This is a genomic window from Desulfurispora sp., assembly GCF_052744395.1.
Genome location: NZ_JBRAJI010000041.1, coordinates 21,268 through 25,574, shown reverse-complemented (window position 1 = coordinate 25,574; position 4,307 = coordinate 21,268). Strand labels below are relative to the sequence as shown.

7 protein-coding genes and 1 pseudogene are annotated in these 4,307 nt (G+C 55.6%); 7 read left to right on the top strand and 1 reads right to left on the bottom strand.

Annotation, left to right across the window (positions count from 1 at the left end):
* Window positions 1-51 precede the first annotated feature (51 nt).
* From cas1 (ACUVTU_RS10745) to ACUVTU_RS10720, 6 genes are all read left to right on the top strand, one after another.
* Entirely contained in the window at window positions 52-633 is a 582-nt protein-coding gene (gene cas1 / locus ACUVTU_RS10745; protein WP_445889961.1) for a CRISPR-associated endonuclease Cas1, read from the top strand.
* A complete protein-coding gene (gene cas1, locus ACUVTU_RS10740) occupies window positions 578-985 on the top strand; it encodes a CRISPR-associated endonuclease Cas1 (protein ID WP_445889960.1) in 408 nt (135 codons plus the stop codon). Before cas1 (ACUVTU_RS10745) ends, cas1 (ACUVTU_RS10740) begins: the two co-directional genes overlap by 56 nt.
* Before the next feature lie 4 nt (window positions 986-989).
* Complete coding sequence (gene cas2, locus ACUVTU_RS10735; RefSeq protein ID WP_445889959.1) at window positions 990-1,256, top strand: CRISPR-associated endonuclease Cas2; 267 nt, start codon at window positions 990-992, stop codon at window positions 1,254-1,256.
* Entirely contained in the window at window positions 1,249-1,821 is a 573-nt protein-coding gene (gene cas4 / locus ACUVTU_RS10730) for a CRISPR-associated protein Cas4 (protein WP_445889958.1), read from the top strand. Before cas2 ends, cas4 begins: the two co-directional genes overlap by 8 nt.
* Before the next feature lie 4 nt (window positions 1,822-1,825).
* Window positions 1,826-2,737 carry a type I-A CRISPR-associated protein Cas4/Csa1 gene (cas4a, locus tag ACUVTU_RS10725; protein ID WP_445889957.1) on the top strand — a complete coding sequence of 304 codons (912 nt, stop codon included), beginning with the start codon at window positions 1,826-1,828 and terminating at the stop codon, window positions 2,735-2,737.
* A 239-nt stretch (window positions 2,738-2,976) separates the two neighbouring features.
* The gene (locus ACUVTU_RS10720; RefSeq protein ID WP_445889956.1) at window positions 2,977-3,420 is read left to right on the top strand and encodes a hypothetical protein; all 444 of its coding nucleotides are present in this window, start codon (window positions 2,977-2,979) and stop codon (window positions 3,418-3,420) included.
* Window positions 3,421-3,445: 25 nt separating this feature from the next.
* Here the strand turns inward: ACUVTU_RS10720 and ACUVTU_RS10715 are convergent, their stop codons facing one another.
* Window positions 3,446-3,925, bottom strand: coding sequence for a hypothetical protein (locus ACUVTU_RS10715; RefSeq protein ID WP_445889955.1), 480 nt, complete (start codon window positions 3,923-3,925; stop codon window positions 3,446-3,448).
* Window positions 3,926-4,116: 191 nt separating this feature from the next.
* Between ACUVTU_RS10715 and ACUVTU_RS10710 the strand changes: the two are divergent.
* Window positions 4,117-4,307, top strand: a pseudogene (locus tag ACUVTU_RS10710) (hydrolase); the annotation flags it as partial.

The window sequence follows — 4,307 nt, the reverse complement described above, 5'->3', positions numbered from 1 at the left end:
AATCCAATCCGGAAAGGAGCGAAAGCCTGGTCATGGGGAGGCCGCTTAATAATGAATGGTACAGTGTATCAGGAATTGTTAAGTTTTTTGAACCAGGGGAAAATGCTGGAGCAACCAGGCGAAGTGGTGGTGGCCGATTACGGCTCCTTTGTGGGCAAAAAATCCGAACGGCTGGTGGTAAAAAAAGAAGGTCGCGTTGTGCTGGAGGTGCCTTTTTACAACCTGCGCAGCCTGGTCATTGAAACCAGCGGGGCCAGTATATCCACCGATTGCATTGTGGAGTGTGCCCAGCGGGGTATATCCATCGGTTTCCTGACAGCCGATGGCAAACCTTGCGCCACGCTGGTTTCCCCTTATTTGACCGGTACGGTGATCACCCGGCGGGCCCAGTATGAGGCCTACAAAGACCGGCGAGGAATGCAGCTAGTAAAACACTTTATAACTGGCAAGCTGAAAAACCAGGTTAACACCCTGCGCTATTTCGCCAAGTATCGCAAAGCGGCGGACGGCGAGCTGTATGACGGCATTCAGTCGTTGCTGGCCAGAATGGAGCCGCTGGTGGAGGAACTGGCGGCCATTGACGGCCAGTGTATTGAGGATGTGCGGGGACAAATCATGTCTGTGGAAGATTGAAAAGTGCTTGCTGCTGGCCGGGCTGGATCCCTACGCTGGCTTTTTGCATGTGGATCGGGCGGGCAAGGAATCGCTGGTGTATGACTTTGTGGAGGAATTTCGTCAAGCGGCGGTGGACCGGGTGGTGGTGGCCATGGTCAATAAAGGATTGCCCCTGGAAATGGAGGAAGGACGGCTGGCTCTGTCCACCCGCCGGGAGCTTTCCGGGCGCATTCGGGAGAGGCTAGCCGGCAGTGAAAAGTACCGGGGTAAAAAGTACCGCCTGGAGAGCATTATCCAGCTGCAAGCCCGGCGCATTGCCACCTTTCTGCGGGGCGAAGCTTCCTACAAGCCCTATGTGTCCGGGTGGTAAGTAAATGAAAACTTTTGTGATTTACGACATTGAAGAAGACCGGGTGCGCAACAAAATTCTGGAGGCCTGCAAGGGTTACGGCTTAGAGCACGTCCAGTACAGCGCCTTTTTTGGCGAGCTAGGCCACAACCGGCGGGAGGAGCTCAAACTGCGACTGAAAAAAACTCTTGGACGGAAAAGGGGCAAGATACTGGTTTTCCCAGTGTGCGAAAAGGATCTGCGCCTTTTGGAAAACATCTGCAACTGGCAGGAGCTGCCGGAAGATGATTAAGCTGAAGGTTACGGACATCAAACAGTATATCTACTGCCCGCGCATCATTTATTTTACCTATGTCTGCCCGGTGCGTGTCGCCCCTACGGGCAAGATGGTCTATGGCCGGGAAGCCCACCTGGAACTGGATCGCCTGGAAAAGCGGCGGGTGCCGGGGCGCTATCAGCTGGCCGGTGCCCGGCGGGTTTTTCATACCCCCCTGCATTCTCCCCGGCTGGGGCTGGAAGGGCGCCTGGACATGCACCTGCTGGCTGGCCGGGAGGTTTACCCGGTGGAGTTCAAAATGGCGGATCGGTTTTCTTTAAACCACAAGTACCAGCTGGTGGCCTATGCCATGCTGCTGGAAGAAATGTACCGGCTTCCGGTAAGACTGGGTTTTGTGTTGCTGTACCCCCGGGGGGAAGTGGTTCCGGTGGAGATAACATCGTCGGCCCGGGATTATGTGCGGCAACTGCTGGAAAAGATCCGGTTGCTGGTACAAAGACAGATCATGCCGCCAGCGGTGCGTCAGGTGGCCCGCTGTGTGGATTGCGAATATCAGAATTTCTGCAATGATGTGAGGTAGAAAGGTGTATTTTCTGACTGAAGAGGAAAAGAAATACCTGTTACGCCACCTGGTGCCGCGGGCCCGCCATTATGGTGTGGCTGAAGAATTGCGGGGCTGGAACTGGCACCAGCCTCCCCTGCTGGCACCCTATGAAGTGAAGTTGGGCGCTTACGAGGTAGCCGGGGCGTATTGCCCCACCCATCGCGACCTTTATCTGCGGCGGGTGGCAGGTGTACAGCCGGCAGTTTCCTTGCCACTGGTGCGGGGAAAATTTTTGCACCGGGTGATGGCTGATGAACTGGTGCGGGCCAAGAGGCTTATCTATACCCGGGGGGCGGGTCGGCACAGGGAAATCCTGCAGGAATTGCTGCAGGGGCCGGAAGCGGCCCAGCCGCCTGATTTTTCGGTTAATGAAGCCGATGTGCCCACTCTGCTGGAAGAAGCCGGTATTATAGCCGCCTTTGAAAGACAGCGGTTGGCTTCCCGGATACAGGAAATACTGGTCAAAGAACCACATGTTAATGAAGATTCCCTGGTAAATCTGGCCGTGCCGGTGGTGGTGGAGCAGAAAATCAACGGCACATTTCTGGGCCTGAGCGCCCATCTGAATGTGGATGCCTGCTTGCTGGCCGAACAGATAGTGATGGAGCTTAAATTCGGGGAAAGAAAAAAATTCCACCGCCTGCAGACCACTGCCTACGCTCTGGCTATGGAAGCCGTGTACGAGTTTCCGGTCAATCTGGGCTGCATTGTTTATGCCCGGTTTAAAAACGGCCGTCTGAACGTGGAAAGAGATCTGCACATCATTGATGATGAGCTGCGCCAGTGGTTCATAGAGGAACGGGATGCCAAAATGCGTCTGGTGGAGGAAGCAATTGACCCGGGGATACAGCAGTGTTATGAAACCTGTCCCTATTACAAGCACTGTTGCTGAAGAGCCGGCTTAAAGTAAAAATATGCATATAGCTGCACCCGGCAGCCCCCCTTTGGAGGCTGGCGATATTTTCTAAACGGGACAGTCTCCCGGAGCACGGCGCGGGTTATAGTTCAGCCTGGTGCTTAAACCTAAATCGAATACAACCTCCGGCCCCGGCCTTCTGCCTGCCAGTTTCCGCACTCTGGAGCAGAGGGCCGGTTGGTTTTCCCGGCCTGTCCATCCCGGCGGTAAGGGGATTGGGCTTTGGTTCCATTCAACTGACGGTGGAGCGGCTGGAGATGATCTGCTGGGCGGACCGGCTGGCTTCTCCGGATAACGGTGCCGGCAGGCAAGATTTTGGCAGGAAAAAAATAGCGGAATTTAAACAGCAGTTTTTGGAAGAGATGGCCCGCCAATATGGGGAGGCGTGGGCCGATGTGCTGGCCGACTTAAAGACGCTGCTGGGCCCGCCGCCGGCATTGCCCGTGCACTACCCAAGGCCCACACGCCGGTTTGATCCCAAACGTCCCCAGTTTGAATGGTTTGTGGGCAACAAAAAGAGACGGGAATGGTTTGTAAAAAAGAACTCTGGCCGGACCAATGCTTCTGAGAACAAGGACCCGGTTACCCTCCCGCTGGCCCGGCAGGATACAGCAGGGCTGCCCTTGATGGATAGAGAAGGGAAGCACGTCAAAGGATAATAGCCTTTACCGGGCCTTTATTGCCCTACGCCCCCCTTCTCACCCAGAACACCAGATAGGCCAGCAGCAGCGCCAGGGCGTTGGCTCCCCAGATGTAGCGATTGTGCCAGACGATGCCGTTTACATGCACGTCCGACAGCGGAAAGAGGAAGCGGGTGGGGAAAAAATTGCTGCTGTGGGTGGGGATGTCCAGCAGGATGTGCAGCGGCCAGGCCAGGAAAGCCAGGGCCAGGGGCCGGCTGTAAAACCACAGGGCGGCAAAAACCAGCCCGCTGAGCAGCAGGCTGTGGGTGCAGTTGTAGATGAAGTGCACCCAGGCCGGGAAGTGTTCTGCTGCCGGCGGGGTGCCGTGCTGCCAGTAGGGTTGCCGACTGGCCAGCCGGTAGAGGGTGTACGGGCCGAAGGCCAGCAAATCGGGCAGCATGCCGCAAAGGAAAGCCGTGCCGTAACCAGCGTGGCGGCCAAAGCACAGGCTGCCCCACAGGCCGTGGGAGAAAATGTCCATGATGTACCTCCCCAGAAGCGGTGGACAACAGTTTCCAACTGGAAATATTTTGCCATAAAGAGAGGCAAGAGGCAATCCCGGTCGGGTTGTTTGTCTGCAGTTTATTGAATATGGTTTTAAAATCGCATGGTTTCTTTGGCAGTTAATATGTGGTAAATTATCTTTGATGGAATGGAAGGGGGTGTATTTCTATGGAAGAAGTGCTCCGGCAAATTCTCGGGGAACTGCAACTGCTCAACCAGCGCGTGGGCGGTCTGGAAGAAGGGCAAAAGGCGCTGCTGGCGAGGCAGGGGGCTCTGGAGGAAAGGCAAAAGGCATTAGAAGAAGGGCAAAGGGCTCTGGAGGAAAGGCAAAAGGCATTAGAAGCAGGGCAAAAGGCTCT